This is a genomic window from Gemmata sp. SH-PL17, assembly GCF_001610855.1.
Lineage (GTDB): Bacteria > Planctomycetota > Planctomycetia > Gemmatales > Gemmataceae > Gemmata > Gemmata massiliana.
In genome coordinates, this window is the sequence record NZ_CP011271.1 from 6,254,174 (window position 1) to 6,279,177 (window position 25,004).

At 64.4% G+C, this 25,004-nt stretch carries 22 protein-coding genes; 9 read left to right on the forward strand and 13 right to left on the reverse strand.

Features of this window, described 5'->3' with window-relative positions:
- Positions 1-87: 87 nt before the first annotated feature.
- From VT84_RS25730 to VT84_RS25745, 4 genes are all read right to left on the reverse strand, one after another.
- A complete protein-coding gene (locus VT84_RS25730; RefSeq protein ID WP_052560160.1) occupies positions 88-1,044 on the reverse strand; it encodes a WG repeat-containing protein in 957 nt (318 codons plus the stop codon).
- A gap of 576 nt (positions 1,045-1,620) precedes the next feature.
- Positions 1,621-2,661, reverse strand: a complete 1,041-nt coding sequence (locus VT84_RS25735) for a DUF933 domain-containing protein (RefSeq protein WP_052560159.1) — start codon at positions 2,659-2,661, stop codon at positions 1,621-1,623.
- A 105-nt stretch (positions 2,662-2,766) separates the two neighbouring features.
- The gene (locus tag VT84_RS25740; protein WP_052560158.1) at positions 2,767-3,495 is read right to left on the reverse strand and encodes a head GIN domain-containing protein; all 729 of its coding nucleotides are present in this window, start codon (positions 3,493-3,495) and stop codon (positions 2,767-2,769) included.
- 27 nt (positions 3,496-3,522) lie between these two features.
- Complete coding sequence (locus VT84_RS25745; RefSeq protein WP_052560157.1) at positions 3,523-4,308, reverse strand: MBL fold metallo-hydrolase; 786 nt, start codon at positions 4,306-4,308, stop codon at positions 3,523-3,525.
- A gap of 220 nt (positions 4,309-4,528) precedes the next feature.
- Between VT84_RS25745 and VT84_RS25750 the strand changes: the two genes are divergently transcribed.
- Both VT84_RS25750 and VT84_RS25755 read left to right on the forward strand, forming a co-directional pair.
- Positions 4,529-5,551 carry a DUF1559 domain-containing protein gene (locus VT84_RS25750; protein WP_052560156.1) on the forward strand — a complete coding sequence of 341 codons (1,023 nt, stop codon included), beginning with the start codon at positions 4,529-4,531 and terminating at the stop codon, positions 5,549-5,551.
- Between the two features lie 305 nt (positions 5,552-5,856).
- Positions 5,857-6,567 carry a response regulator gene (locus VT84_RS25755; RefSeq protein WP_052560155.1) on the forward strand — a complete coding sequence of 237 codons (711 nt, stop codon included), beginning with the start codon at positions 5,857-5,859 and terminating at the stop codon, positions 6,565-6,567.
- A gap of 70 nt (positions 6,568-6,637) precedes the next feature.
- Here VT84_RS25755 and VT84_RS40245 read toward each other — a convergent pair whose 3' ends face one another.
- The 6 genes from VT84_RS40245 to VT84_RS25785 form a co-directional block, all read right to left on the reverse strand.
- The gene (locus tag VT84_RS40245; protein ID WP_204249645.1) at positions 6,638-8,806 is read right to left on the reverse strand and encodes a hypothetical protein; all 2,169 of its coding nucleotides are present in this window, start codon (positions 8,804-8,806) and stop codon (positions 6,638-6,640) included.
- Positions 8,807-9,015: 209 nt separating this feature from the next.
- On the reverse strand, positions 9,016-9,894 hold the full coding sequence (locus VT84_RS25765; RefSeq protein ID WP_082841512.1) for a hypothetical protein: 879 nt from the start codon (positions 9,892-9,894) through the stop codon (positions 9,016-9,018).
- A 250-nt stretch (positions 9,895-10,144) separates the two neighbouring features.
- Positions 10,145-10,921: a YdjY domain-containing protein gene (locus VT84_RS25770; protein ID WP_052560153.1), complete on the reverse strand. Its 777-nt coding sequence runs from the start codon at positions 10,919-10,921 to the stop codon at positions 10,145-10,147.
- A gap of 512 nt (positions 10,922-11,433) precedes the next feature.
- The gene (locus VT84_RS25775; RefSeq protein ID WP_082841513.1) at positions 11,434-12,237 is read right to left on the reverse strand and encodes a carbon-nitrogen hydrolase family protein; all 804 of its coding nucleotides are present in this window, start codon (positions 12,235-12,237) and stop codon (positions 11,434-11,436) included.
- A gap of 119 nt (positions 12,238-12,356) precedes the next feature.
- Positions 12,357-13,460: an FG-GAP repeat domain-containing protein gene (locus VT84_RS25780; protein WP_157469826.1), complete on the reverse strand. Its 1,104-nt coding sequence runs from the start codon at positions 13,458-13,460 to the stop codon at positions 12,357-12,359.
- 64 nt (positions 13,461-13,524) lie between these two features.
- Positions 13,525-14,019, reverse strand: coding sequence for a nuclear transport factor 2 family protein (locus tag VT84_RS25785; protein ID WP_082841515.1), 495 nt, complete (start codon positions 14,017-14,019; stop codon positions 13,525-13,527).
- Positions 14,020-14,448: 429 nt separating this feature from the next.
- Here VT84_RS25785 and VT84_RS25790 point away from each other — a divergent pair, with 429 nt between their 5' ends.
- Positions 14,449-15,825: a DUF1501 domain-containing protein gene (locus tag VT84_RS25790; protein WP_052560149.1), complete on the forward strand. Its 1,377-nt coding sequence runs from the start codon at positions 14,449-14,451 to the stop codon at positions 15,823-15,825.
- A gap of 126 nt (positions 15,826-15,951) precedes the next feature.
- On the opposite strand, the gene VT84_RS25795 is transcribed toward VT84_RS25790, so the two are convergent.
- Positions 15,952-16,932 (reverse strand): hypothetical protein, encoded by a 981-nt coding sequence (locus tag VT84_RS25795; RefSeq protein WP_157469828.1) that lies wholly within the window; start codon positions 16,930-16,932, stop codon positions 15,952-15,954.
- A gap of 90 nt (positions 16,933-17,022) precedes the next feature.
- Here VT84_RS25795 and VT84_RS25800 point away from each other — a divergent pair, with 90 nt between their 5' ends.
- Positions 17,023-17,496 (forward strand): macro domain-containing protein, encoded by a 474-nt coding sequence (locus VT84_RS25800; protein WP_082841517.1) that lies wholly within the window; start codon positions 17,023-17,025, stop codon positions 17,494-17,496.
- A gap of 1 nt (position 17,497) precedes the next feature.
- On the opposite strand, the gene VT84_RS25805 is transcribed toward VT84_RS25800, so the two are convergent.
- A complete protein-coding gene (locus VT84_RS25805; RefSeq protein ID WP_082841518.1) occupies positions 17,498-18,925 on the reverse strand; it encodes an alpha/beta fold hydrolase in 1,428 nt (475 codons plus the stop codon).
- Positions 18,926-19,080: 155 nt separating this feature from the next.
- Here VT84_RS25805 and VT84_RS25810 point away from each other — a divergent pair, with 155 nt between their 5' ends.
- The 3 genes from VT84_RS25810 (at position 19,081) to VT84_RS25820 (ending at position 22,181) form a co-directional block, all read left to right on the forward strand.
- Positions 19,081-20,349 (forward strand): hypothetical protein, encoded by a 1,269-nt coding sequence (locus VT84_RS25810; protein ID WP_082841519.1) that lies wholly within the window; start codon positions 19,081-19,083, stop codon positions 20,347-20,349.
- A 531-nt stretch (positions 20,350-20,880) separates the two neighbouring features.
- On the forward strand, positions 20,881-21,138 hold the full coding sequence (locus tag VT84_RS25815) for a hypothetical protein (protein ID WP_082839551.1): 258 nt from the start codon (positions 20,881-20,883) through the stop codon (positions 21,136-21,138).
- Positions 21,135-22,181 (forward strand): hypothetical protein, encoded by a 1,047-nt coding sequence (locus tag VT84_RS25820; protein WP_082841520.1) that lies wholly within the window; start codon positions 21,135-21,137, stop codon positions 22,179-22,181. Before VT84_RS25815 ends, VT84_RS25820 begins: the two co-directional genes overlap by 4 nt.
- A 44-nt stretch (positions 22,182-22,225) precedes the next feature.
- Here VT84_RS25820 and VT84_RS25825 read toward each other — a convergent pair whose 3' ends face one another.
- Positions 22,226-22,615, reverse strand: coding sequence for an FHA domain-containing protein (locus VT84_RS25825; protein ID WP_082841521.1), 390 nt, complete (start codon positions 22,613-22,615; stop codon positions 22,226-22,228).
- Between the two features lie 238 nt (positions 22,616-22,853).
- On the opposite strand from VT84_RS25825, the gene thrC reads away from it, so the two are divergent.
- The gene (gene thrC / locus VT84_RS25830) at positions 22,854-24,248 is read left to right on the forward strand and encodes a threonine synthase (RefSeq protein ID WP_082841522.1); all 1,395 of its coding nucleotides are present in this window, start codon (positions 22,854-22,856) and stop codon (positions 24,246-24,248) included.
- 50 nt (positions 24,249-24,298) lie between these two features.
- The gene (locus tag VT84_RS25835) at positions 24,299-24,979 is read left to right on the forward strand and encodes a DUF1559 domain-containing protein (protein WP_052560142.1); all 681 of its coding nucleotides are present in this window, start codon (positions 24,299-24,301) and stop codon (positions 24,977-24,979) included.
- The last annotated feature ends 25 nt before the right edge of the window (positions 24,980-25,004 follow it).

A 25,004-nucleotide genomic window follows, 5' to 3' on the forward strand; every position in this document is an offset into this window, starting at 1 on the left:
TCGCCCCGCTGTCCCGCGCGCTTGATCGACACGAATGGGGCTCCGGAGAAGTTGACCTCCGGCTGCTCGCTCTAACCGAATTTGAACTTATCCCACGTCAACGTACACCGGCGCGAGCCCCTCGCGAAATGGGAACCCGCCTTTGATGAAACTGGTCTCCAACACCACATTGCCGCTGCGGTCAATGTAACACGATTTCCCGCGAACTTCGACGTAGGCGAGCCCTCCCTCCTTGAAGAAACTAGCTTTGTCAAAGCGTGGCTCGATGACCATCGCACCACTCGTATCGATGTAGCCCCACCGACCGTTCAACTTCACACCCGCCAAGCCTTCTTGGAAAAACGATGCCTCATCGTACATGGGCGGTATTACCACATTCCCATCACGGTCCAAGTATCCGTATTTATCCGATCGCGAGAATTCAATCCGGCCGCATGAGAAATACTGGCTCAGCCAATCGACACCCCGCGGAGAAACCACGGTGCCGTCGCTTCGTAGTAGAGCTTCCCCTCCTTCGTGCCACACGTTGGCGACGCCCTCTCTGAACTCACCGGCTGAGCCGAACGGACCGAACGCGATTGCTCCGCTCCGATTGAGCACGTACCAACGGTCTCCGTCGTACACCCCTGCGTGACCTTCTGAATAGGAGTTGGCGTGTTCGTACCGCGGTTCCACGAGAAACGTGCCGTTCTTGGTGATGTAGCCGTACTTGCCGGCGACCCGGACCAGAGCAATGCCCTCAGAAAATGGACACGCCCAGTCGTATACCGGTTCGATTTCGTACCGGCCGAATCGATCAATGTAGCCGCACTTCCCTGTCGCAGCCTGGACCATAGCAAGGCCATCGAAAAAGGGTTGCGACGCATCGCCGAACTGAGGTTCAATGACAGTTTCGCCGGTATTGTCGATGAACCCCGACAGCCCACCGACTTTCACGAGCGCCAACCCTTCGTTGAACTGGCTCGCGTTATCGAAGCGGAAATCGATCCCCACGCGCCCGGTTTGGTCGATGTACCCCCAACGTCGCCTTCGAGTGCCGGTCATGAAATGTTCCTCTGCGCTTTTCTCCCCTGGTGACGGTGCACATCCACTTGTATTCCTTTGTCCACTCGCGTATGATTTGGAGTAGTGAAGGTTTTGGAGGGTGACCGAACAGAACCCACACTACCCCCAGAACTCGAATCTGGCGAACGGCCGGCGTGTCCCGGCTGGTGAAGAACTGGAGCTGCGAAGCACAGGAACCTTTACCAGCCGAAACACGCCGACCGCTTTTTTGGTGCGCGGAACGCGATGCACGACCCCGCTACGGGTGTGTTGGCACCCAACACACCCGTAGCGGCCGAACGAGCCGCGCCCGCAAGAGAGCGGGAGGGACTCCCGTTTGTCGTCCCGATTCCACGCACGGAAAGCCCCGCTCCCTTGCGGGCGCGGCTCGTTACGAGGAAACGAGGCTAACGCGAGCGATAATATCACAAATATTAGAATTTTTCAACTTGTTAATAACAATCAATTTGCGCCGAACCGCTAACAAGTGAGGGTCCGGGAATGTTAGCAAATGTTAGCATTGAGGCGCCCGGGGCCGAACTGCGCATTCGGCCCACAAGCGCACACCGCAGTCGCTCAACTGCTCGCGAGAATGTGCAAGATGTCGGCGTCCTTCACGACGTAGGTCTTGCCCTCGGTGCGGTTCAGTCCCTTCGTCTTGGCCTCTTTCTCGGAGTAGTGGCACGCGACGAAATCGTCGTACCCGATCACGTTCACGCGGACGAACTTCTCACTCAGGTCTTTGTGAATGCACCCGGCCGCTTCGACCGCTTCGCACCCCTTCGGGATCGACCACGTGCGGCACTCGTCCTCGCCCACCGTGAAGAACGCCTCGCGGCCCACGCCGTAGAACATCGCGCGAACGGTCGCGTCGCGCCGGAACTCGGTCACGCCCAGGTCGGCCATGAAGGTCGCCCGGTCCTCGTCGCCCAGCGCGAGCAGTTCGTTCTCCAGCTTCACCGGGGCCTGCACCGTGTGCGGTTCGAGCGCGAGCAAGTCCGCGGGCAGCGGATCATTGAACCCGCTATCACCGCGGTTCACGAACGCGATTTCGGGTTTGAGTGTGAGCAACTGGAAACTGCGAAGCGCCTTGTCTTCGTCCGCGGTCAGCCCGATCGCCGACGCGGGCGTTCCGGCCTCGAACGCGGCCACCACCCGCTGAAGGAGTGCGAGTTCGGCCTCGTCTGCCTCGCGCTCCTTCGCAGGTTTCGCCTTCTTCAACCCCGCCACGACCTTCGGCACGCGGTTCGACACCACTTCGAGGTCCGCGAACAGCAGTTCCTCGCGGAACTTCTTGAGCTGGTCCGCGAAATCGGTGCGCGAGAACCCGTCGAGCACGATGACCATGCCGTTCGCTTCGCGGATCACCCCGAGCCGGCGCGCGTTGTCCTTCTGCTCGCCGACCATCAGACCCGGCGTGTCGAGTACCGCGACCTTCGTGTAGGTGGTCTTTTTCGGTTTGAGAATCGACGCGATTTTGGCGAGCCGCTCGTCCGGGACGTCGGCCATCGCCGTCTGCCCCTGCTGCACCTTCGACGGGTCCGGTTTCTCGCCGGTCAGCCACTCGAATACCGTGCTCTTGCCGGTCCCCGCGAACCCGACCAAGCCCATCTTCATGGCGAACCTCACGTGTTTGTGGGAGCGCGTGCCCCTCGTGATAGAGTACGAAAACGCGAACAGGGGGCGGTTGCCCCCTGTTCGTCGAACGCATCTCGATGTGAGTTATTCCAGTGGGCGGACGCTCCCGGCCCCGCTCACCTTCTGTTCGAGCTGCGGGGTGCCCTTGTATCGGACACCGCCCGCACCCGAAACGTTGGCCTTCAACTCACGCGCTGCCCACACATTTGCGTACCCCGCACCGGACACGCGCACTTCCCCAGAGGTGGATTGCAAGCCCGTGGCGTCGATCTTGCCCGCCCCGGAGAGCTTGAACATGGTCCGCGTCGCGGTGCCGGTCGCGGTCGCCTTCCCCGCGCCGCTCAGGTCCAGTGTGAGTTCCTTGTAGTTCACGTCACGCAGCGTTGCGGTACCCGCGCCGGACAGCTTCACCTTCAGGTCGTCGCCGGTGAACTTCTCGACCGTCACGTTGCCCGCACCGGAAACGCTGAGGTTATCCAGTTGCGGAACCGTGACCACATACGCGATCTTCGTTTTGGGGCGCATCGAGGAGGAGCGCGTCGAGAGGCGGAGCTTGTTCCCATTCGATTCGGATACGAGCAGCTGCAGGATATTGTCGTCCGCGGTGACCCGCAGAGAAGCCACGTCACCCTGCTTAATCGTCACGTCACCGACGCCCGAGAGCGTGACCTCGGACACGGAACCGATCGAGCGTTCTTCGGTAACCGCATGACCGGAACCTTCGACCGTGGGGCGAGCGACCGCCCAGGCAACCATTCCCCCGAACCCCAGTGCGGCAACGTACAGAGAGTGTTTGATTGCCCAGCGAATCATGATGCCCCCGGAAATGAAGCCGACGGCTCACAGCTCCGGCATCTTCCCCGCGAGGATGTCCCGCTTCCACTCTTCCTCGAGCGGCCACGAAACGGTGCAGGTGCCGAAGTCGGCCATGTGCTGATACTTCGTCAGCCGGTCGATGGCATTTTGGAGAATCGCGGGGTCTTTCCGAAAAACCGGGCCGTGACTGGGCAGGAGGAACTCCGCGTCGTCGTCGCGGATGCGCGTGAGGGACGAAATGAAACTCGGCAGGTGCGAGCCGTGGTGGGCGTCGATCGCGCCCACGCAGCCGTCCTTGTAGATGTTGTCCCCGCTGAACAGCAGGTTCCCGAGCCTGAAGCTGAGTTGCCCAGGCGTGTGGCCGGGCGTGTGCCAGACCTTCAGCTTCAGCTTGCCGACTTTGATCTCGTCGCCCTCGGTCAGTTTCACGTCGATTTTGCACGGCGGCATCGGCATGTCAATGTTCTGCGCCGTGATCCGCGCGAACGTTTGCACCGTGTCACCGGCTTCGAGCGCGACCGCGGCGCGCGGGTGCGCGCCGGTTTTCGCCTTCAGCCGGTCGCGCGCCGCGGCGAGCGCCTGCACGTGGTCCGCGTCCGCGTGCGTGGCGATCAGCATCTTGCACTTCGAGAGCGGGAAATCGAGCTTGCGGATCAGCTCGATCACCTCGCCGAGCGTGTCGTCCTGCCCCACGTCGATGAGCGCCCACTCGGTACCGCCGTCGATGAGGTAGAGGTTCACCCCGAACGACTGGCTCGATTGGAGGTTCAGCTCGATCACGTTGGGGAAGAGGTATTTCCGCTGGACCATCGCGGTCTCCGTCCTGTGTATCCGTTCATCTTACCCAGCCCCAACCGCAATTCAACCGAGCACCGGCGCGAGCGCTACGTAACCACACGTGGCCATTCTGTGCCCATCGATCCATACCGCACGACCGGAATCTCATGAGAAACGCTCGATTCCGATACGGCACCGGGGTTGCTAAAGTCGAGTTGCCAAGCCTCCAACCCAGAAAGGACCGACTTCCGCCATGCCCTGCTGTTATTCGCCGCACTCGGTGCCGCGTGCCCGTCACGGGTTCACGCTCATCGAACTACTGGTCGTGATCGCAATTATCGCAATCCTCATTGGCCTGCTGCTCCCCGCGGTACAGAAAGTGCGAGAGGCCGCCGCTCGTATGAGCTGCCAGAACAACCTGAAGCAACTCGGGCTGTCCGCACACAGTTACGAAAGTGCTTACGGCTACTTCCCCGCGTCGAAGCGAACGACGCTCCCGCAACGGAGCTGGGCACCCGACCTGCTCCCGCACCTCGAACAGGCGAACGCCGTGTCCGGCGCGTACTACAACCTGAACGAGAACTGGTGGCGCACCACGGGGGAAGCCGCCCCGAACGTCGGTGTCACCATTCCCAACGGCACCACGGCTCAGACCTATTTCAAAGTGTTCAACTGCCCGGCCACGCCGAACCAACCGCGCCTCCAGAACAAGCTCGAATCCGCGGCCGTTCAGAACAAGATCGGCTCGACGACGGACTACTTCGCCGTCGAGGGGGCCAGCGCCGCCCTGTACTCCGAACTCGGACTGACCGCGAGCGACGGGCGCGGCGTGCTGCGCGACATCGTGGAGGGGACCACGCGGATCACGTCGATCGGCGACGGTACCTCGAACACGATCCTGTTCGCCGAGTGTGCCGGGCGCGAGGACGTGTACCGGTTGGGCAAGCTCGTCGCGAAAGCACAAACGGACAAGAACGCCGCGTCGTGTGCTAGGGCGCGTGGTGGCGCGTGGGCGACGAACGATAACCCCTACGAAATCGGCCAGCGCATCGAGTGGTGCAACAACAGCAACTCGGCGCCCGGACCGAACACGGGGCTGCCGATGAAGATCAACAGTTCCAACGAATGGGGCTTCCTCTTTTACAGCTTCCACACCGGTGGGGCCAACGTGTGCATGGCCGACGGGAGCGTGCGTCTGCTGCGCGACAGTGCCACGGCGAACGCGCTGCTCGCGCTCGCGACCCGCAGCGGCGGCGAGGTGAACGCCAACGACTGACCGGCCGCACGGGTTTCCGCGGTCGATCGCGCCCGCCCGGACGGTCCGGGTGGGCTTTTCAGTTCCTGTCATACGAATAGACAGTTCTCTACAGCACTTCACCCGTCCTTTACTCGTTCTTCACACCCCATAACTACAACTCCACCGCACCCAAAGTCCGTTTTCCGGGTAAACTAGCGTTAGATGTCGGACCGCTTAACGTACCCACGGGAACCAACATCGTGATCGCGACCCCTACCTTCCCGCGCCCCGGAATTGCCCCCACGCTCCAGAGCGGGCCGTCCGCTACGCACGAGGGAACCCCGATGGCGCAACCGCGGATTCTGATCATTGAGGACGAGCGCGGGCTGACCCAGTCGCTCACCTGGTACTTCAACAAGGAAGGGTTCGAGGTCACGGTGTCGAACGACGGACTGGAGGGGCTACGCAAGGCCCAAACCACGCTACCCGACGTCGTTCTGCTCGACCTGAACCTGCCGGGGATGAACGGGCTGGACGTGTGCCGCGAGCTCCGCGCCGGCGAGCGCACCCGGGACATGCCGATCATCATGATCACCGCCAAAACCGAGGAAACCGACCAGGTGGTCGGGTACTCGCTCGGCGCCGACGACTACGTGGGTAAGCCGTTCACCAACAAGATCTTGCTCCACAAGGTGAAGGCACTTCTGCGCCGCGCCCAGGGCCAGGGGGAACCGGGCGACGTGACCGACTACAGTGGCGTGAAGATCGACCGCATCCGGCACCGCGTCACCTACGGCGACGAAGCTCTCGACCTCACGCCCACCGAGTTCCGACTCCTGGAGTGCCTCGTCCGGCAGCCGGGCCGCGCGTTCAGCCGCAAGCAACTGATGGAAGCCGCGATCGGCGACAACTCCATCGTGCTCGAACGGACCATCGACGTTCACATCAAGACGCTGCGCCAGAAGCTCACGAAAGCGGGCGGGTCGGCGGACCTGATCGAGACCGTGCGGAGCATCGGCTACCGGTTCCGGGAAGACAAAGTCGAAGTGAAGTAACATTAATCCCGCACAAAACAAAAACCGCCCCGCTTTTGAGCGGGGCGGTTTCGTTTTTCATTGCTTTGCCCTAATCGACGGGCATTCCGGGAGCACCCGGAGTAGTAGGAGCGGCAGGCGATCCGGGAGCAGGCGGTTTACCCGGCGGACTTCCAGGAACTCCCGGTGCTGCCCCCGGGGGCGCAGCGCCTGGAGGCATCGGAAACCCTCCCGGAGCGCCGGGACCGGCAGGAGGACTTCCAGGAATCGCCCCAGGCGCGGGCGACAGCCCGCCGGGAGGCATCCCCGGAATACCGCCAGGTCCACCGGGAGGGGAGAAACCACCTGGAGGCATCCCCGGGCCACCAATACCCCCTGGAGGCACACCAGGGAATCCGGGATTTCCGCCGGGATTTCCCGGTCCACCACCCGGGAAGCCGGGGAAACCAGAGTTCCCACCACTGTTGGTCACACCCGGGGTTCCGCCCCCCACGTTGTCGGGATCGATGACCATACCGTTGTGGAACAACAGTGCCTTACCGTCCGGGGCCATAAAGAAATGCCCCTGGACCGACTCGTTCTTGACCGTGCGGATCGACGATTTCAGTTTCAAACCGTTGGCCGCGTCAGCGTCGGTCACCTCGTACACGTCCAGACCGTTGCCCCGGAACGACGACACGAACAGCCTCTTGTTCGCGAGGTCGTACTCGGCGTACCCCCCATTCGCGGACCGCGCGCCCACGCCGAGGTCCATTTCCGTGCTGCCCTTCAGCATGAACATCTTGAATTGGATCTGCGGAGCCGCGTTCCCTCCGTTGTTCTGTCCGCCGCCCGGACGCCCACCGCCGGGGCCGCCCCCAGGTCCGCCCGGCCCACCGGGGATCATCCCGGGTCCGCCCGGGCCACCAACGCCGGGGAACCCGGGCGCCCCACCACCCGGAGGTCCGCCCCCGCCGGGACCGCCAGGGAAAGGAGCGACACCCGGGCCACCGGGAGGCCCACCGCCCGGGCCACCGGGAGGCCCACCGCCCGGGCCACCGGGAGGCCCACCGCCCGGGCCACCCGGTCCGCCCGGAGGCCCACCGATACCTCCTCCCGGCCCACCTGGTCCGCCCGCGGGTAGCGCCGGTGTGTCCAGCCGGGCTACGGTCACCAGCATGCCGCCGCTAGTCGCGGGGGCCACATCGAGTACAGGCCCCTGGAACGAGGTCGAAGGCTGCGGGGTCATCGTCGCGATGTCGAATAACAGAACGTCCGAAGTCTTATTCTTCACGGAGTAGTCACCCATGACGATAAAGCTCTTGCCGTCAGCGGCTTTCGTCATGTCCCGTGCGGGTTCAGGCAGTTGTTTGCGGGCGGTTTCCTTGCGCGTGCTGGTGTCGTATGCGACGATTTCTGACACCTTTTTCGGCGCCCCGTGGGTCGTCAGGACGTAGAGGCTCTTGCCGTCCTCGGATAGTTCAATGGCGTTGATCGTGTGGCGGACCGTCAGCGTCGCGACGGGCTTCAGTTCGGTCTTTTCGTCCAGCGCCTTTCCGTCGGCCGTTTTCCCGTCGCGCAGTGCGTTCAGGTCGTAAATTGCGACGTCGCCGCTGGCCGATGCGTTGTCGTACTGGCTCTGCTTGGTTGTGACCCCCGGGTTCGTGATCGTCGCGGTGTAGAGCAACCCGCCCTTGCCGTCGACGACGGCGCGCGAGCTGAGTTGGGGCACCCGGTGGATCGAAACTTTCTTGAAATCGGGGTACGTGTAGCGCCGGAGCCACCCTTTAATCTGTTGGCTTTGGCCCGAGGTAATGACGCGCACATCGAACGTGAAAACTTCGTTCTTCTCCACATCGAAAGCGGCCGTGTAAAAGGGATCGATCTTCGCCTTCAGGTTCCCGTCACCGGTCCAGGGGGTTGGGGCGCTCGGAACCCCGTCGCCCTTGTAAGTGATCTTGAACGAGTTGAGGAACCGCTGCTCGTCGGTTTCGTCCGCGCCCGCTTTTCTCACACTGAACACGTAAAACACGCGGTTCTTCGCGATCACGTACCGCATCTTGCCCGGCGCGACTCCGGCTACTTCGATCTCGCCCTCGCGCCCCGCGAACCCGTCAACCGTAACCTCTCGCGGGTTCAGGATCTTCACATTGGGAATGGGCACGTCAAAGGCTTGTTTCAGCGCGAGCTGGGCCGCGGTCTGGTCGAGCGCGAACGGCAGATCCATTGTCCCGATCGCCAGAGCAAATTCGCCCTTCTTTCCGAGTACGGCGAGCTTCACACTGACGTTGCCGAGCGGTCCGGCGGGGGCCGTTTTTGTGTCCGCGGCTGGCGTACCTGGGAACTCGGCGGTGTAACCTTCGCCCTTGTAAGTAGCCCATTCGCCCGGGGTTCCGAGTTGTTCCTTGGTGAGATCAAGAACCCCCTCACCGATACTAGCGCCCCCGGGGGGCCGCTGACCGGGAGGGCCGCCGGCCGGGCCACCTGGGATCAGAGAGCCGGGCGCGCCCGGGGGGCGTCCCGGGGCACCGGGGGCATCGCCCCACCGGGACCGGGACTCATGCCGCCCGGACCGTAAACCGGGCCACCAGGCAGTCCGCCACTGGAACCACCACCGACGGGACCACCGGGAGGGAGTAACCCACCCGGCGGACCGCCACTCGAACCCCCGCCGGCAGGACCGCCCGGGGGAAGTGACACGGAAGTAGGCGGACCACCGCTCGAACCTCCTCCGGCGGGACCACCGGGAGGCAGTGGCCCGCCCGGCGGTCCGCCGCTCGAACCACCACCGGCGGGGCCACCGGGTCGTCCGGGCATGCCCGGTGGCCCACCCGGGCCACCGGGCATCATGCTCCCGGAGTTCGCGGGAGGGGTGGACGAGTTGCTCGTGCTGTCGCTTTTGGCCGCGGTTTCGTCTTTCTTGTCGCCGGAAAGCAACCAGATCCCCGCGCCCGCGATCGCAGCCAGCCCGACCACGCCCGCTGCGACGATCGCGATCATCGCCCCAGAACCGTTCTGGCTCTTACCCTTCTTGCGGGCCGGCTTGTAATCGTCGTCATCGTCGTCATCATCGTCGTCCCGGCGCTTCCGGGTCGAGCCGACGATACCGGACTTCTTCGCACCGCCCCCGCCCTTCCCCGGTTTAGTTTTGACGTCGTCCTCGTCATCATCTGCCACAACAGCTTTAGCAGCCGACTTCTGCGGCGCGGTTTTGGCAGCAGAAGCGGACGGTCTCTTCCCGGCCACTTCGAGTGCTTCGGGTACCGTCATCTGCGCCTTGCACGACGTGCAGCGGATCGTCTTGCCGGCCAAATTGTCCGGCACTTCAAACGTGGATTTACACCCGGCACACGAAATCGGGATAGACATGCGCCCCTCTGCGACTGGGGTTCCCGCGGCGAGAGTCGTTCGCGGGCGGAATGGCGGCTAACGGAATGACGACGCACCCGCGGCGGCGGATTGCCGATTCTGTATTCAGCCCAGAATAGCGAATCGAGAACGGCGCCGCAACGACGTTCTAACGGAGAGATCGGGCCGCCGTTGGCAGAAAACGCAGGTGTTTGGTGCCGCGCGAATCACCGGCCCAGCGGACCGAACGCGGCACCAAACGTCCGTTCGATCATTTCTTCTCCGCGACCACTTCGAGGATCACCCACACCTTGGAACCGAGCGGCGGGATCTTGTCCGTCTTGGCCTCGTAAGTGAGTTGGGCCTCGTCCTTGCTGATCTGGACCGGCATCTCCAGGGTCGAGTACGGGAAGTTGGAGATGCTGAAGATGTCGCCGCTGTTGGCCCCGTAGAACGGCTTGGCCTTCGGGTCGTCCGGGTTCTTGATGAACTGGCTGCCCGCGAACACCCAGGTGTGTTCGATCGGGGCCTTCTTCTTCGTGTCCCAGATCCAGTCCTGCGCCGGGTGGGTGTGCAGCTTGCCCTTGTGCTTGTAGTGAACGGACACGTTCACCTTGCTGCCGGTCGCGGCCTTGAACTCGGGGCAGCCGGTCTGGGCGTTCACGAACTGCGTGGGGGTGCCGACCTTCGCACCGGCCGCGAGGAGCGCGAGGTGAACCATTTCCGCGTCCTGGTCGATGCGGACGATCGCTTCGTGCTCCTTCGTGCCCTTTTTGCAGAGGAACTGTTCGAGCGCCCCCTCGCGCAAGCACACCTCACAGATCATCCCGATGCGAACAATTTTCTTCTTGTCCCCGTCGGGCGCCAGTTCAGCAACGATGGTCTTTTCGTCCGGTGTAACGGCCTTGGCCGTGTTCTTCTTGTCGAGCAACGGGTACTCGGGCAGTTCTTCCGGTTTGGGCGGATCGTCCGCGCCGGTCGAACGCGGCAGGGACGTGCCGACGACCAGTGCGGCGAGAGCCGTGAAACCGAAAATCGTCTTCAGCATGTGGGTACCTCGCGGGGTTTCCAGCAGTCAGACTATCAGCGGACCGCGACCTAACACAACGACAAAAGACCGTAACAATGTCGCCCGAAACGCCCTCCGATTCCGTGGCTAACATTTGCTAACAAGTTGGGCCGCAAAGCCTCGTTCCGAGCAAAAATCTCCAAAATCTCCGGCGTTTTGACACTTTCGCTCTTTTGTTGCCCGTTCCACGGCTAACATTTCGCACGACCCGCATCGGTATTTGGGTGGTCGGTTACGGCGCTTAGGCGAACGGCCGGCGCGAGCCAGCTGGTGGCAGCCACGGACCGCGCTCTCGCCGGTGTGGTGAGAGTCTCGATCCACGTGACCACTTCCACCAACCGGCTCACGCCGGCCGTTCGCCTAAACACACTGCGATCGTTTGTCAGCCGGCTTACGCCGGCCGTTCGCCCGGGCATATCGCAATTATACACGCGACCACAATGGACATAAAAACAAAACTTCCCTTTCGGACGCAAAAAATTCACTCGCGTTCACTCGGCGCGGGATTCCTGATATCGCCCCGGTGCGTACCGGGACGCGAGCAGTCCCGTAGCGGCATCCGGATCGATGTCCTGCACCAGTACGCCGTCCCGACCGTAGGGGTGATGCGCCTGGCACTCGCCCGACGGCGCGATGAGACTGGTTGCCGATTCTTGGTGGCGGAAGGCGTAGTTGACGCTGGCGAAGTAGATCGTGTTTTCCCGGCTGCGCATCATCATCGCCTTCTCGTAGTACGGCGCATCCGTCGCCCCCCACTGTGTCAGTTGCGGTCCCGTTTTGTCGCTGCCGGTGCAGTGCGGGTGGAACACGACCTTGGCGCCGCGAACCGCTGCCCACCGGACCGTTTCGGGGTAGCGGAACCCCTCGTGACAGATCACCACACCGAACTTGAGGCCGTTGACCTCGAACAGGCGCCGGGTGCGCCCGGGAACGTACAGCGGCTCTTCGGACGGATCGAGTTGGTTTTTGGTCTGAACGCCCTGTATTTCTCCATCCGCATTCACGACGACGGCCGCGATGTGTCGGCCCGCGTCCGTGTGCCACTCCATCCCGAGGATCGTGGCGATCTTGTACTCTCGCGCCCACGCCGACGCGACGCGGAGAACGTGTTCTTGCTGCTCTCGGTCGAAGGGCGGCACCTCAAAGTCCAGTCCCCGCAACCCCGGCAGATAGGCTTCGGGGAAGCACACGATCTCCGCGCCACGAGCCGCAGCGTCGGCCAAGCACTGTTTGGTCTTTTCCAGTCCGTCCTCAACCGAGGACGCGACTCGTGGGGAGGCTAGCGCGATCAGCATGCGGCGTCTCCGCGTCGGGAACCGTGAAATGGTGCCAGTTCTCAGGGGCACTGTAGCAACGGAGGGAGCTCGTTTGCGGACTCCCTTCCACCAACACCCGTTATCACTGCCCGAATGCGCTAGCCCACCCACGAATCCCCGAAGAACCCGAACCCCTGGAACCCGAACAGACCGGTGAGGGGGCTGAGCGCGTCCGTACTCAGCGAGAAGATCGAAATAGCGCCGGTCGCGTTCTTTCCGATGGACGAGGTGAGCACGTCGGGCACGTTATCCCCGTTGACGTCGGACACTCCCAGGCGCGCGTCCGACGGAGCATTGAACCCGGTCGAGAGCGTGACGCCCGGCGAAAGCGTCATCGGGCCTCCGACGGGCGCGTTCAGGTCGAACTCGGTCACTTGCGCCTGTCCAACGTTCGGGGACACGAACAAGCGCCCCGCGTTGCCCCCCGCGATCGACACGCCCCCCAAATATCCGGGGTACGGGAACATTTGCACGGCCGGCACCACGAGCGTACCCGACGCGACCGAACCGATGTTGAACGCATTGGTGTAGAGCCGAATGTCGGACTGCGTGGTGCCCGCGCCGGACGCAGTGACGAGTAACGGTAACTGGCCGCTGCCCGGGTCCAGAGTGGCAACTCGAATCTCGCCCAGGAAGCCGGGGTACGCGAAGAAGCTCGCACGCAGGCTCGGAGCGCTTCCCAGGAACCCGCCCGCCCCGTTGTTAAAGTTGAACACCTTGAGGTGCCCGCTGGCTCCCGTTCCCGGCGAAGTAATGACCTCGGCGAACCCGTCGCCGTTGAGGTCCGCGGACGCGACGAACACGCCCCCGGCGAACCCGGGCGTTTGGCTCGCGTCGGGAACGTTGGAATAGGCATAGAAGTCCGCAATCACTACCGCACGCGACTGGAACCGGGACGAGGCCCCATCGAAGATCCGGATGCGCGACGCGCTCCCAGTCCCGACGCCCTGTGCGGTGATGATGTCAGCGACTCCGTCTCCGTTCACGTCCCCGCTCGCGGACCGGACCGTGCCCGTGAAGTTGTCGAAGGGGAAGAAGGGGCCGCCCCCGAACGGGTTGGGGAAGAAGTTGGTACCGGTGGCGCTCACCACCACCGCGGGAACGCTCCGATCTTCCAGAGACTCGATCCGAAGTTGTGCGGGACGGGAGCGGGGTAGGGATGAAGGGGTATCGGAATCGCGCCGGCGGAATGGCCAAATCATGGTGAAACTCGTGAGTGTCTTAAGGCGACAATAGCGTTTCTCTCTCGGAAAGCTCCGATCCGAGCTACTGTGGCTTCCACTCTGCCACGGCGTCGACCATCTGGGCGCTGTCGAACACCTGCCGGAACCGCACGAGGCACCCGTCCCGCATGGTGAAGAGCTGCACCCAGTGCATCGCGTAGGGGCGCCCCGTGGGTTTAAACCGGCCGCGCTCGTGTCCGTGTACCACCACGGTGTCGCCCTGCGCGACCACGGTCAGAACCTCGGGCCGCTGGTCCTCCAGCCAGGCGAAGTTGCGCGCCACTGCCGCAGCCACGGCCTCTCGCCCGTTCCAGCGCCCCACGAACGGGATCGATTCCGGGCCGACGTTTTCCATCTCCACGTCCTCGGCGAGTGCCCCGAGGAACGCCGCAATGTCCCCTCGGACGGCCGCTCGGTACATGCCCTGCAAAGCTTCTACGCACGAGGTCTCGGATGCCTTGGTCGCGGCGCGCGGGTCGCCCGCTTTGAACGCGGTGTCCAGATCTTCGACGAACTTCTCGATCACGGATGCTTCCATGAGGCACCTCGATCCCGGAGTTGGTGTAACGCACTCGCGCCCGCAATCGATTTCGGCCCATCTCTTCCGTCTCGGACGAAGCCCGTTTGCAGGCAGGCGCTTCAGCACCACGCTCGCGCGATCCGCACAATCACCGGTTGGGTGACCTCGACCCGTGCGCGGCTCTGGGTGCTACTGCAAAGCTCGTTCCCAGCGTACCCGATCCCAGCTCGGTCCGAAACTCTGCCGAGCGATCAGAAGCGATTCTGGCAGCCGTACAACCCCACCCGCTCGTTGGCACTCACGCTTACCTATCTCCACACCAAACGATCCCGAACTCAGCCAGAAAAGCCGTTGACGTGGCACTCGGCCTCGTAGAAACTGTTCTCACTCCCTCCTGCCTCTCGTTTACAGCCCGCCGTAGCGTTCCCACCCAACGCGAGCCAAGCCATGTCCGCACGCACCGCGTCCCTCGTACCACCCGCGCCTCATCTCATTCCGCGTCGCGGGTTCCTGAGAATCGGCGCGCTGGGGTTGGGCGGGCTCACGCTGCCGAACTTGCTCCGCGCGGAAGCCGCGGCCGGGGTTCGCTCGCCGCACAAGTCGGTGATCCTCATTTACCTCGTCGGCGGGCCGCCGCACCAGGACATGTTCGACCTGAAGCCGAACGCGCCGAAAGAGGTCGCGGGTCCGTGGAAGCCCATCCCGACCAACGTGAACGGCATCCAGATTTGCGAGGCGCTCCCGCACCTCGCGAAGATCATGGACAAGCTCGTGGTCGTGCGCTCGCTCGTCGGCAACCAGGCCGATCACGACGCCATCCAGGTGTACAACGGGTTCGACCCGAAGAAGCCGACGCCCGCCGGCGGGTGGCCGCAGTTCGGGTCCGCGGTCGCGAAGTTACAGGGGCCGGCCGATCCCGCCGTGCCGCCGTTCGTGAGCCTCTGTTACACCTGCACGCACGGGCCGTACAACGAGCCGGGACCGGGGTTCCTGGGACCGGCCCTCACGCCGTTCCGCGCGATGGGACCGACCCGCGACGACATGATCCTCCGCGGCGTCACCGTGAACCAGCTCGCGGACCGCAAATCGCTGCTGAAGAAATTCGACGACATGCGCCGCGACCGGGACTCGTCCGGCGATCTGAAAGCGATGGACTCGTTCACCGAACAGGCGTTCGGGCTGCTCACGTCGTCGCGCATGGCGGAGGCGCTCGATCTCTCGAAGGAGCCGCTCCGCGTGGTCGAGCGGTACGGCACCGGCGACCCGAAGGTCTTCATGGACGCGAACGGCGCGCCCCGCGTGCCCCAGAGCCTGCTCATGGCCCGGCGCCTCATCGAAGCCGGGGCGCGAGTCGTCACGCTGAACTACAGCAAGTGGGACTGGCACGGCGGAATGAACGCCGAGGGCCGGGCGAACAACTCGATCTTCCTCCGGGAACAGGAAGACTTCCCGCCGTTCGACAAGTGCGTCAGCGCGCTGGTCGAAGACCTGCACGACCGCGGGCTGGACAAGGACTGCACCGTCATCGTGATGGGCGAGTTCGGGCGCACGCCGAAGATCAGCGCGCAAGTCGGGCGCGACCACTGGCCCGCGGTGAACTGCGCGCTCATGGCGGGCGGCGGGATGAAAACGGGGCAGGTGATCGGCAGCACGGACAGGATCGCGGGCGAAGCGGCGTCGCGCCCGGTCACGTTCGGCGAGCTGTTCGCGACGCTCTACCACAACCTCGGGATCGACGCGGACAAGGCCACGCTCGCGGACCTCACCGGCCGCCCGCAGTACCTCGTGGAAGGGAGCGCCCAACCGATCAAGGAACTCGTCTGACGCACTATTGGTTCGGTGGCTTCTGTAGCGGCCCTCATCGGTCGCTCCAGAAGAACAGACGATTCGCACCCGCACTCGGTCCTATTGCGGTCCCAATAAAGCGCCCCGGTCCACCTCGCCGACCGGTTACGGTTTGTTCTTGCGGAGGTGCTCCAGCACCAACGCGAAGTGAACGCGCATCGGGCTGTCCTGGGGCAAGTTCTTGGCCTCGAGTTCGAGCCACCGTTCGACCCGGGCATTGAACTCCGCGACCCAGGGATTCTCGTTGCTGATGAGCTTGACTTTGTCCGGATAGTGCTTTGCCAGCATCTCGAAGGCGAAGGGGTGGAACCGCAAGTTCTTCAGTTCCGTGTCCGTTGACATTTCCACGAGGCGGCACGCGGCCTTGGTGTACGCGGCCTGGTACTCACCGTAGTACGGGTTGGTGGGGCGGGCCGGGAACTCGAACGCGATTACCTTCGCGTAGTACTCGCGCGCCTTATTTGTGGTTCCCGATTTCGGGTCGACCGCGCCCAGGGAACTTTCTCCGAGTTTGAAGTAAACGGTGAGCTGGGACACCGCCTGCCGCGCCTGAAGGTCCGCTTGGAGGGCCTCTGCTTTCTCCAGAATCTCCCTCTCCTTTTTCCGGTCCGATAGACAATCCCGGTACAGATCGGCCTTCAGGAGCAGAACCCGTAGCAGCGCGTCCGGGTCGTCTCGATATTTCCGTTCCAGGATCTCGGCCACGTCTCCGAGTTCCCTCCGCAGTCGCAGTTCCGGCAACCGCCGGTCAGCGACGGCACTCAGAAAGGCGAGTTCGTCCGTCAACTGCGCGGCCGGAACAGCGGCGATCCGCTTCACGCCCGCCTCGATCAGCGTGTCGCCCGGTCCCCCGGCCCTGAGCCGCTTGGCGACCTCGGGAAGCGACGCCAGTTGTTCCGCGTGCGGGACGGGCGCGGCAAGGGGCAGGCACGCATTGAGGAGAACTACCGTGAGGGCGCTCATGATGACCTCGAGGATGTGCTGAATCGGCTCAATGAGGGCAGCGTGGTGACACGGGTTGAACGTCACCAACGCGCTCCCGCGGGTACTCTCGCCCATCATCCCGGATTTGCTTCCGGGGGACAACGCCGCCTCGTTCGGGGTGGCGCCGACCCACCGCGAACCCGCACCCGCGGAGTCTCGTCCTTCTTGATCGCACGCGATTAGGGGAACGCCATGAGCGGGATCACTTATCTCAAAGGTGACGCGACCTGTCCGCAAGCGAAGGGGACCAAACTTATCTGCCACGTCTGTAACGACGTTGGCGGGTGGGGAAAGGGGTTCGTGCTCGCGCTTTCTCGCCGCTGGAGCGAACCAGAGTCCGCGTACCGGGCGTGGTTCGCGGCGCGGGACGGGTTCGCCCTCGGTGCCGTTCAGTTCGTGCAAGTCGAGCCGTACATCTGGGTCGCGAACCTGATCGGGCAGCGCGGCACGAAAACGGGCAGCTCCGGTCCGCCGGTGCGGTACGATGCCATCACCGCCGGTCTGAGGACGGTTGCAGAAAAAGCACTCGAACTGGGCGCGTCCGTTCACATGCCGCGCATCGGGTGCGGACTCGCGGGCGGCGACTGGTCGAAGGTCGAGCCGCTCGTTCTGGAGCACCTCCTTGGGCGCGGCGTTCGGGTAACGGTTTACGACTTCGAGAAGTGATTCACTTCGCTCGTTTGTCGAACACCGCGAACACGTCCGCGAGCGCCTCGCGCACGATCACCATGTGCTCGACGTGCGGGTACTCCTTGTAGGTGATGTTCTTCGCGCCGCCCGCCACGAGCGCCTTGTTCAAAGCGCGGGCACTGGTGAGCGCGAAGTCTTTTTCGCCGGCGCCAATGAAGAACGGCAGGTCCGCGAACGCCTTGGCGTCTTTCACAGAGCCACCGCCACTGAGCGCGGCCACGGCCGCGAACCGGTCCGGGTGCTGTCGCACTAACCCGACGGCCTGCGTCGCACCCATCGAGTGGCCGATCACAAATACGCGCTTCGGATCGAGTTCGTACCGCTTCGCGAGCTGATCGAGAATCGCGGGAACGGGCGGCGCGCTACTGAAATTCAGCCCGCTGCGCGTGGCGACCAGCACCCACCCGCGCTTGCGGCACTCGGTCACGATCTGCCCCGCACCGTAGCCCTCGAAAAACAAGTTCTCCGACCCACCAGCGCCGTGCAACGCGACCACAACCGGAACCGGCTTCTTGGGGTCCAGCCCCCTCAGAACGAAGATCCGTGTCGGGACCGATTTCTTCGCGTCGGTCGGTACGGAGAGCCAAAACTGTCCCGATTTCGCCGACGTGAAGAAGGGCTTGCCGTCGAGCATCGTTTCCGCGTTCTTGAGCAGGTCCGCGGCCGGCAAATCCGTTTCGGGCGCGGTTCCGCCGACCAGTTCGGTCAGCAGTTCGGCGCGATCACGAGCGGTCGCCTTCTCGATCGTGTCGATCGCCTCCCACGACGCGATGGCTTTCTTGAGCGCGGCCAGACGTGCATCGAGGTCCGCGATCTGCGAAATGCCGATCGCGGTACGGCGGATCTCGCGCCCGCTTTCCACCATGAAGTACAGTCTGCGGTCCAGCCCCACAAACTCACCGAGCGGCGGGAGCGGCACCTTGAGCGTGTGCGGGAACGTGTCGGGCCGGAGCGTGGTAATCTGCTTATCGGTGAACCAGAACTGCACCTCGGGACTTTTCGGGACATCGCACTTCGGCACGTAGAACTGCTTAATCGTAACGGTCAACTCCTGCGCCTTGCCGTCTACGACGCGCAGTTCGGGCACCGCGAAGAGGCTCCAGGCCCATTGTCGCGTGACGCTCGGTTCTTCGTCCGAGGTGAGCGCGAACCCGGCCCGATCGAGCGCCCGCGCGACCTCACCGAACTGAAACGTCAGGAACTGCTCGGTGAGCTTCTGAATGTGCGCGAGGGCGCGCTTGCGCGCTGTCGGGTTGTCCTGTTTCTCCCACTCCTGCTCGAACCGCTTGAGGCGCTGGCCGAGTTCGTACCGCTGTGCGAGCACCTCGGCCGCTTTCGGCGGCTCGGCCGCAGATGTGCTTGCCAGGAGGAGAATTACCGCGACCGACGTGCCGAACTGCCGCATTTCGCGTCCCTCAGAAGTCGGGTTGAATCGCTCCCAGTGAAAAAGTTACAACTTGTGTTCCCCCGGAGTGCCCCCAAAGTTGTGCCGCCCGATTTTGGTGGTGGGGAGGCGGGCGTGGAAGCGCCCAGAGGATCGACAACGGAAAGGAATCCACCGTGAAGCGTCAACTCTGCCTGTGCGCGCTGTTCGCGCTGGTGCTGGTCCCGGACTGGGCTTCGGCGTGCTGGCCGCGTTGGGGATCGCCGGTTTACGAATCGGGCTACTACTACCCGGCGCCCGCCCCGATTTACTACAACCCGCCGATGTATTACCAGCCCGTTTACGTGTATCCCTGCGCGCCGGTCGCCGCGCCGTCGCGTCCACCCCGTGTCGAATCCGCACCCAACAAGCGTCCCGATAGCGCCGCCAATAACCCGACCCCGCGCCCGACCACCCCGCCGAACCCGCCCGCGACGGGCCACTCGAGGCCGAACAGCGATCCGGGTGTGCGCCCGATTGGGGGCACGGAAACTCCGCGAACCGGCTCACCCGAACCGCTTCCGCCGATGACACCGATGACGCCGAAACCGGCCACACCGGAAGCGGCCCCGAAACCACCGACGACGACCGGTTCGATCGACGTGCCACGCGGTACCGACACGAACCCGCGTAAAACGCCCCCGCCCGAACCCAAGAAGCCGATGCTCGATTTCCCGTCCCTGGACCCGAAGCCGGGCGCAACGGGCGTGAAACCGCCGGCGCTCGATCTCCCGAAAGACGAGGAACTCAAGCTCCCGCCGCTCGACTTGCCGAAAGACGACAAGACCCCGAAGCTGCCGTCGCTCGACCTCCCGAAAGACGAACCGGGGATCAAGGTGCCGTCGCTCGATTTGCCGAAGGAGGACAAGGCACCGAAGCCGCCGGCGCTCGATCTCCCGAAAGTGAACGACCCGCTAGCCCCCACGCTGCCGAAGCCGGACAAGGAGCAGAAGCTGCCTTCCCTGGAGTTGCCTAGCGGCGCGACCGCGGTGCCGGTCCCCGCGCCGGCGCCGGACGCCTTGATTCCGCCGTCCGGATTGCCCCTGCCGAAGACCCCGGAAGGGCTGCCGCCGCTCACGGTTCCGCCCGAATCGCCGATCATGCCGGACGGCAAGCCGTCGGAATCGAAGTCCAGCCCGCTCACGGGCGCGCGGGCGCCGAAGGTGAGTGTGTTCCCGGCGTCCGGCACTGCGGCCATGAACGGGCTGCGTAAGGTCGGGTTCTACAACCACACCAACCGCGACCTGTCGCTGACCATTGAAGGCAAGACGGTCACGCTCCCCGCGAAGACGTTCCTGCACGCACAACTGCCGCAAACGTTCACCTGGAAGCAGGGCGACAAGCCGGCCGCGCAGGAAACCGTTCCCGCCGACGCCGCAGGTGTGGACGTGCTGTTCCGGGAGTGACTCGTGCTCGTGAAGAGAAGGGGTGAAAGTGTGAGCGGGTGAAGGGGTGAAAAGGCCCCGAGCGGTCGCGGGTTTTCGGCGCGCCTGGTTGTTTCGTGCGACCGCGGATTGATCCGGGGTGTCGCGGTTTGTTCCCAGGGTGCGCCCGCGTTGCGGTCGGCCCTGGGCTGAGGAATCTAACCCCGTTCGGGGTACAGAACACGCACAGGGAACGCGCCGGGAGAATGGTGCGGTACAGGTGAACCCCGCCCACAAGGGCGGTGGGTGGCGCCACAAACAACGACGCCCGCGCGACCAATGCCGGTACCCCGAACGGGGGTTAGATTCCTCAGCCCAGGGCCGACCGCAACGCGGGCGCACCCTGGGAACAAACAGGCGCATCACGAATCTCTTGGCTCGGGCCTTTTCACCCCTTCACCCACTCACACTCTCACCCCTTCTCTTCCCGAGCCACCCCTTCTCGGGTGTCGCTGTAGATTTGGGCATCGGCTTGGGGTTATTCTATTTCACCCCATTTCATGGAGTGGCAGGATGCCCACGTTGACCGTCGAATACACCACGGACGCCGAGCGGATCGAACTCGAACGGGCCATCGCCTACGTCCAAGAGATGCGGCGGTTGGGAACGACGGCCGCCCACGGCACCGTACTCGAGGCCTGCGAGACCTTTGCATTGGGCACCGGTCGCCGGCTCCTCCGTGACAACCTCGCGGCCACCGTCCAGGCTCGCGCCGACCTGGAAAAAAAGTCGCCGGGTGGCGGTCCAAAGGGCGACACCGCCGGACGGTGACGACCGCCCTCGGGCCGGTCCAACTCGACCGCGAGTACTCGTGGTGCCGAGGTCACGGGGGCACGTTCCGAGCCGACCACGCCCTCGGGATCGAGGGCTTCCTCACCCGGCAGGCGACGCGGTTGCTGGTGCTGGCGGGCGTCGAGCACGCCTTCGCGCGGGCGCAACAGGTTGTGGCGGAGTTCTGCGGCTGGCAGGTCGACGACGAGGTGATTCGTCAGGCGACCCACGCCCAGGCCAAGCGGGCGGCGGCCGCGCGCCCCGGCCGGGGCGACGCGGGGCGGTTCGCGACCGCGAAAGGCGCGGTGGAGGTGCTGATCGACGCGGGCAAGGTGAACACGCGCGACGGCTGGCGGGACGTGAAGGTCGGCCTATTTTGCAAGCGAGAAGCGGGCGCGTCGGCCACTCCCGAGGAGTGGGACACGCGCACCTTGCCCGGCCCGACCGTTCGCACGGTGCGTGCGGCGATCGAAGGGTGTGGCGCGTTCGGTACCCGGCTGCGAGAGGAATCGGATCGGCTGGGCGTGACGACCGCCCGCGATGTGACGGTGCTGGGCGACGGGGCCGAGTGGATCTGGAACCTGGCGTCGGACCACTGGCCCCAGGCGGCAGGCGTTCTGGACGTGTATCACGCCCTGGAACACGTCGGGGACGCGGTGAAGGGCACCTTCGGGGACGCGACGGGCGCGGCGGACGCGCCGGCGCGAGCCGGTCGTGCGGCGTTGGTGGCCGGGGGGAAAGTCGGTCTGGAGCGGTGGCTGGCCGGGGTGCTCGCGGCGGCACCGAGCGACGTCTCGACCGCTCCGTTGCTGGGGCTGGCGGCGTACATGGCCAAGCACCCGACCCGCTTGGATTACGCCCCGCGGTTGGCACGCGGGCAGAGTATCGGCAGCGGTGCGGTGGAGGGAACGATCAAGCAAGAGGTGAACTTGCGGTTGAAGCGAACGGGCGCGCGGTGGCGGGCCGAACACGTCGGCCCGCTGGTCGAACTCCGCGCCCTGAGCCACACACCCGATTGGCAAGCGCTCTGGGCGGCGGCGTAACCGCCCAAATCTACAGCGACACCCCCCCTTCTCTTCACGAACTGCTAATCCGACGCCGGCCCGCTCTCTTCGGGCGGGATCTCCTCCGCGCCGGCCGATGGCGGCACGCTCTTGTAGTCCGCGGCAGACGGGTGTTCCTTCGACCGACCGAGCAGGTCGCCGCACACCTGATACTTGAAGTTACCGATCTGCACTTCGTCGCCCGGGCGCAACTTCCCCTCCGCGACGCGCTCGCCGTTGATCCGCACGCCGTTGGTGCTGCCGAGGTCGCGGATCACCAGGTACTCGTTCACCTGCGCGAGTACGCAGTGGCGGCGCGACACCTTCTTCGAGTTCAACTGCACGTCACACTCCTCGTGCCGCCCGAACAGTAGGATCGGCTTGTCGAGGAGAATACTCGGACCGTCGGCGAGTGAGAGCAGGTGCGCGGGCATTGGCTGGCTCCGGGATGGGCACCCTCTATATACCACGCCGCGCGCCCGGATGCACCGGGCCGAATGCAATCCGGTCACCGGGCCGCAATTGAGGCGCGCCGCGATCGGCACGGCGCGGTATCCTTTAGAATTACGCTGTGCATTGTGCTGATAAGAACCTATATCGAAGTGTCTCTATCTCCCCGAGTTGGCGCCGTGTGTGCAACAAAACACGCGCCCTGAGCCACGAGATCTCAGAATGGCCGACCTCGTATTCCAGCGCTGCATCAACCCGACGTGCGGTGGCACCGCGGACCGCGCGGACACCGCGTTCCGGTGCCCCCGGTGCGGCGGGCTGTTCGACGTCGCTTACGACTGGAACAAGCTCCCGGTTCCCAAGTCGCTCAAACATTTCGAGGGCAAGTGGGCCAACCGCACGAACCCGCTGGACTTCTCCGGCGTGTGGCGGTTCCGTGAGCTGCTCCCCTTCGCGCCGGACGACGCTATCGTCAGTATCGGTGAGGGCCAGACGCTCTGCCAGCGCGCGGACGCAGTGGCCGCATACACCGGGCTGAACGCGGGCCGGCTGTTCCTCCAGTACGAGGGGATGAACCCGAGCGGCAGCTTCAAAGACAACGGCATGAGTGCCGCGTTCACGCACGCGCGCGTGACGGGCGCGACCCGGGCCGCGTGCGCCAGCACCGGGAACACCAGTGCGAGCCTCGCCATCTACTGCGCGGCCACGCAAATGATGCGCGGCGTCATCTTCATCGGTAGCGGGAAGATCAGCTACGGGAAGCTGTCGCAGGCGCTCGAACACGGCGCGCTCACGGTGCAAATCGAGGGCGACTTCGACGACGCGCTGCGTCGCGTGCAGGAAGTGAGTCGGCAGCTCGGCATCTACCTCGTGAACAGCGTGAACCCCTTCCGCTTGGAGGGGCAAAAAACCATCATGTTCCGCGTGCTGGAAGCGCTGAACTGGGAAGTGCCGGACTGGATCGTGGTGCCGGGCGGGAACCTCGGTAACGTGTCGAGCTTCGCGAAGGCGTTCGGCGAACTCGTGGACCTCGGGCTGATCTCGCGCGTCCCGCGCCTGGCCGTCATCAACGCGGGCGGGGCGGACACGTTCTACCAGCTCTACGAGAAGAACGGGCTGCGGTGGAACGGCGGGCAGTTCGACCAGTCGAAGATCGACGGCTACTACGCCGCGCTCGACGCGAACAACCGCAAGGCCGACACGCTCGCGAGCGCGATCGAGATCAACCGCCCGGTGAACCTGCCGAAAGCCCTGCGCGCGATGGACCGGTGCAACGGCGTGGTGCGCGCGGTGCCCGATACGGACATCCTGGACGCGAAGGCCAAGATCGGCGCCGGCGGACTCGGGTGCGAGCCCGCCAGCGCCGCGAGCGTCGCGGGGTTGCGGCAACTTGTTCAAGAAAAGGTGATTTCGCCGTCCGACTCCGTCGTCTGTGTGTTGACGGGACACGAGCTGAAGGACTCGGACGAAACGGTCGCGTACCACTCGGCGGACAAGGCCACCTTCGACGCGAAGCTCGGCAAGCGCGGGGTGAAGCAGGTCGCGTTCGCGAACCGCGCCGTGCAAGTGCCGAACGACCTCTCCGCGATCGTCCGGGCCATCGAATCCCGCGCCTGATCGTCCCCGGCGCCGACCGGGACACGGTCGGCCACTTTGCCGGGTGTACCATGCGCCGCGGGGCTTCACTGATCGAACTGTTGGTCGTCATTGCGATCATCGCGATCCTGATTGGCCTGATGCTCCCGGCCATCCAGCGCGTCCGAGCGGCGGCGAACAACACCGTGTGCCGGAACAACCTCCGGCAAATCGGGCTCGGACTTCACATGTACCACGACGCCCACAAAACGCTCCCGTTCGGGCGCCTGTGTCCGGCGCCGTGGAAGGACGGTAAAGACCAACGGTGCCTCACGTGCAACCCGGCCAACACTTACACCGGGGCGACCGAAACGTGGTGGTGCCCCTACGACAACCGCACGGGCGCGACCGTAACGACCGCCCTTCCCGGGTACACACCCACTGGTTCTGTTACGCCGTTCGTTGAGAACTCGCTCCGCGTGTTCCGCTGCCCGGACGCATCCGACCGGAACTTCGGCAGCCCGACAAACGGTGGATCGTTTCAGATCTGCTACGCGATCAACCCAGACGTGGGCGGGAAGAAGCTGACCGAAGTTGGAGGCGGATTACTCGTGTTCGAGCACGACGACCTGCCGTCCTGTCGCAGCGCGGCCGATCACTTCACGATGTGGCCCACGGATACAGCAACTCAAGCCGCGCGCCACGCCCCGAAGCGCCACATGGATAAAGCGAACCAACTCTTCTACGACGGCAGCGTGCCTTACGGCCAGTAACCGCGCCACTCGAACGGCCGGTGCC

What these genes read in the sequence shown, in the direction of transcription:
- VT84_RS25745 (WP_052560157.1), bottom strand. Translation starts at nt 4,308, where the DNA reads ATGGTCCAGCGGAAATACCTCTTCCCCAACGTGATCGAGCTGAACCTC.
- VT84_RS25735 (WP_052560159.1), bottom strand. Translation starts at nt 2,661, where the DNA reads ATGAAGATGGGCTTGGTCGGGTTCGCGGGGACCGGCAAGAGCACGGTA.
- VT84_RS25770 (WP_052560153.1), bottom strand. Translation starts at nt 10,921, where the DNA reads ATGCTGAAGACGATTTTCGGTTTCACGGCTCTCGCCGCACTGGTCGTC.
- VT84_RS25780 (WP_157469826.1), bottom strand. Translation starts at nt 13,460, where the DNA reads ATGATTTGGCCATTCCGCCGGCGCGATTCCGATACCCCTTCATCCCTA.
- VT84_RS25730 (WP_052560160.1), bottom strand. Translation starts at nt 1,044, where the DNA reads ATGACCGGCACTCGAAGGCGACGTTGGGGGTACATCGACCAAACCGGG.
- VT84_RS25750 (WP_052560156.1), top strand. Translation starts at nt 4,529, where the DNA reads ATGCCCTGCTGTTATTCGCCGCACTCGGTGCCGCGTGCCCGTCACGGG.
- VT84_RS25790 (WP_052560149.1), top strand. Translation starts at nt 14,449, where the DNA reads ATGTCCGCACGCACCGCGTCCCTCGTACCACCCGCGCCTCATCTCATT.
- VT84_RS25815 (WP_082839551.1), top strand. Translation starts at nt 20,881, where the DNA reads ATGCCCACGTTGACCGTCGAATACACCACGGACGCCGAGCGGATCGAA.
- VT84_RS25765 (WP_082841512.1), bottom strand. Translation starts at nt 9,894, where the DNA reads ATGTCTATCCCGATTTCGTGTGCCGGGTGTAAATCCACGTTTGAAGTG.
- VT84_RS25740 (WP_052560158.1), bottom strand. Translation starts at nt 3,495, where the DNA reads ATGATTCGCTGGGCAATCAAACACTCTCTGTACGTTGCCGCACTGGGG.
- VT84_RS25805 (WP_082841518.1), bottom strand. Translation starts at nt 18,925, where the DNA reads ATGCGGCAGTTCGGCACGTCGGTCGCGGTAATTCTCCTCCTGGCAAGC.
- thrC (WP_082841522.1), top strand. Translation starts at nt 22,854, where the DNA reads ATGGCCGACCTCGTATTCCAGCGCTGCATCAACCCGACGTGCGGTGGC.
- VT84_RS25835 (WP_052560142.1), top strand. Translation starts at nt 24,299, where the DNA reads ATGCGCCGCGGGGCTTCACTGATCGAACTGTTGGTCGTCATTGCGATC.
- VT84_RS25755 (WP_052560155.1), top strand. Translation starts at nt 5,857, where the DNA reads ATGGCGCAACCGCGGATTCTGATCATTGAGGACGAGCGCGGGCTGACC.
- VT84_RS25775 (WP_082841513.1), bottom strand. Translation starts at nt 12,237, where the DNA reads ATGCTGATCGCGCTAGCCTCCCCACGAGTCGCGTCCTCGGTTGAGGAC.
- VT84_RS25800 (WP_082841517.1), top strand. Translation starts at nt 17,023, where the DNA reads ATGAGCGGGATCACTTATCTCAAAGGTGACGCGACCTGTCCGCAAGCG.
- VT84_RS25825 (WP_082841521.1), bottom strand. Translation starts at nt 22,615, where the DNA reads ATGCCCGCGCACCTGCTCTCACTCGCCGACGGTCCGAGTATTCTCCTC.
- VT84_RS25785 (WP_082841515.1), bottom strand. Translation starts at nt 14,019, where the DNA reads ATGGAAGCATCCGTGATCGAGAAGTTCGTCGAAGATCTGGACACCGCG.